This is a genomic window from Saccharomonospora iraqiensis subsp. iraqiensis, assembly GCF_000430445.1.
Lineage (GTDB): Bacteria > Actinomycetota > Actinomycetes > Mycobacteriales > Pseudonocardiaceae > Saccharomonospora > Saccharomonospora iraqiensis.
Map to the genome: position 1 here is coordinate 2252 of NZ_KE387061.1, position 2637 is coordinate 4888.

A 2637-nucleotide genomic window follows, 5' to 3' on the forward strand; every position below is an offset into this window, starting at 1 on the left:
GACCACCGGGGCACGCCGCGCACGGAGGGCACGGACCGCGCTGACGGCGACGGCCGTGCTCGCCCTGGTGTGCTGCGCGTGGTTCGGCCACTCGTGGTTCTCCACCGCCCGGAGCGAGTACGCCGGGCGCGCGTCGGCCCGGGAGGCCGCCCTCGACGCCGGGACGGCGGCCCTGGACACCCTGCACACCGTCGACCACACCCGGGCCGGGCGGTCGGTGGACACCTGGATCGACGTGACCACGGGGGACCTCGCCGAGCGTTTCCGGAAGGGCCGCGGCGACGAGATCGCCGACGTCGAACGCAGCGGGACCACGGCGGAGGCGTCGGTGGCCGGTGCGGCCCTGTCCCACCTCGACGTCGACGCGGGCACGGCGCGGATGCTCGCGGTGGTGGAGATCGATCTCGAATCCGGGTCCGACGGGCCGCGTGCGCGCCGGAACGTGCTCGTGGCGGAGCTGAGCCGGACCGGGGACGGCTGGAAGGTCGCCTCGGTACAGGAGGCGCGATGACCACCGAGGACACGCCGGACACGGACCCCGCGGGCCCCGGTCGCCCGGCAGGGGACGGGGCGGGAGGGGCTCCGTCCGGGGACACGCGCACCGTGGCCCGGGGAGGGGCCGACCGGAGTGGGCCGTCCCGGTCGGCGACGTGGTTGGCCGTGCTCACGGCGGTGACGGTGCTCGCGGGTGCGGCGGCCGCGTGGTTCGCCGTCGAGGAACGACGCCTGAGCGGGGGCAACGCGGCCTTCGCCGATCCGGCGGCGACGACGGCGGTGGTCGAGGAGACCACGGCGATGGTGCAGGGGCTGCTGTCCTACAGTCACCGCGACCTCGCCCGGACCGAGCGGGTCGCCGAGGAGTCGCTCGTGGGGAGGGCGGCCGAGCAGTACCGGTCCACTTTCGACAAGGTGGCGGCCCGCGCGGACGGGGAGGAGACGGTGCGCTCCACCACGGTGCGCGAGGTGGGGGTGCGTGCGCTGGACGACGCGCGTGCGCGGGTGCTCGTGTTCGTCGACCAGCAGACCATTTCGGCCGACGGCGGAGCCGGTGAGTCGGGAACCGCCTGCCTGGAGCTGGAGCTGCGCAGGATCGACGGCGCGTGGCGGATCGCCCGGATGCGGACCGTGTGACCGACCGGCCGCGCGCGGTCCGCAGCCTGCGGTGGTCCGGGCCGGTGATGGTCGCCGGGGGTCGCAGGGGAGGTCCGATCCGGCACGCCGGCCCGGACCGGGAGGTCGTCCCGGGCGGCGCCGCGGCGGCTTTTCCGGGGCGCGGCGAATTCGGAGTCTTTCGTCACATCATCCCCGGAATGGGGGTCGCGTCCTTGTGTTCCGGTTGAACTCAATTCTAGTCTTGCGGCGATCTCACTCTCCCCGAAGGAGCGATTCTGCCATGGGCCGGAAGAATCGAATTCCGCTCCACCGCCCGGTTTTCCGTGGTGGCGGCCGGGCGGGTGAGATCTCCGGCTCCGGGTGTGAATCACCCGGACCGCGGCCCACGCCGGACGAGAGGTAGTTTCGTTGCGAATCGCGCTGCTCTCCTATCGGAGCAAGCCGCACAGCGGTGGCCAGGGTGTCTACGTGCGGCAGCTCAGCCGCGGCCTCGCCGAGCTCGGCCACGAGGTGGAGGTCTTCTCCGGACAGCCCTACCCGGAGCTCGACCCGCCCGTGTCGCTGACCGAGGTACCCAGTCTGGACCTCTATCGCGAACCGGACCCGTTCCGCACACCGCGCCCGGCCGAGATCCGGGACTGGCTGGACGTCGCCGAGGTGGCGACGATGTGGACGGCCGGCTTCCCCGAGCCGCTGACGTTCAGCGTGCGGGCCGCGCGGCTGCTGCGGCAGCGCGCCCACGAGTTCGACGTGGTCCACGACAACCAGTGCCTCGGCTACGGCCTGCTGTCGGTGCGGCGCGCCGGGATCCCGCTGGTGGCCACGGTGCACCACCCGATCACCCGGGACCGGGTGGCCGACCTCGCCGCGGCGCCCTGGTGGCGCCGACCCGCGATGCGCCGGTGGTACGGCTTCGTCCGGATGCAGGCCAGGGTCGCCCGGCGTATCCCCGAGCTGATCACCGTCTCCCGGGCGTCGGCCGACGACATCGCCGAGGACTTCCGGGTGTCGGCGGACCGGATCACCACCGTCCCGCTGGGGGTGGACACCGACCTGTTCCGGCCGCCGGACGCCCCCCGCACACCCGGCCGCATCGTGGCCGTGGCCAGCGCGGACGTCCCGCTGAAGGGGGTACGGCACCTGTTGGAGGCGGTCGCGAAACTGCGGACGGAACGCGACGTGCACCTCACGCTCGTGTCCCGCCTCGCCGAGGGCGGCCCGACCGAGAAGCTCATCGACGAACTGGGGATCGCCGACGCGGTGAACACGGTGAGCGGGATCGACGACACCGAACTGGCCGGCCTGCTCGCCTCGGCCGAGGTGGCGTGCGTGCCGTCGTTGTACGAGGGTTTCTCGCTGCCCACCGTCGAGGCGATGTCGTGCGGGACCCCGCTGGTGGTCAGCCGCGCGGGCGCGCTGCCCGAGGTGGTCGGCCCGGACGGCGGATGTGGTTACCTCGTGCCGCCCGGCGACGCCGAGGCCCTGGCCCACCGGCTCGGGGCGGTGCTCGACGACCCCGCGCTG

The 2637-nt window shown here is 73.7% G+C and carries 3 protein-coding genes; all 3 read left to right on the forward strand.

What is annotated here, in order from left to right:
* A partial coding sequence (locus ACTIR_RS0105060) for a hypothetical protein (RefSeq protein WP_026453464.1) occupies positions 1 to 511 on the forward strand: 511 nt, incomplete at its 5' end.
* Positions 508 to 1131: a hypothetical protein gene (locus ACTIR_RS0105065; RefSeq protein WP_233345826.1), complete on the forward strand. Its 624-nt coding sequence runs from the start codon at positions 508 to 510 to the stop codon at positions 1129 to 1131. The genes ACTIR_RS0105060 and ACTIR_RS0105065, both read left to right, overlap by 4 nt.
* Positions 1132 to 1521: 390 nt before the next feature.
* Positions 1522 to 2637 (forward strand): glycosyltransferase family 4 protein (locus ACTIR_RS21810; protein WP_034238475.1); only part of this gene is annotated, 1116 nt, incomplete at its 3' end.

Coding starts and splice junctions, on each gene's coding strand:
- ACTIR_RS0105065 (WP_233345826.1), top strand. CDS start 508: ATGACCACCGAGGACACGCCGGACACGGACCCCGCGGGCCCCGGTCGC.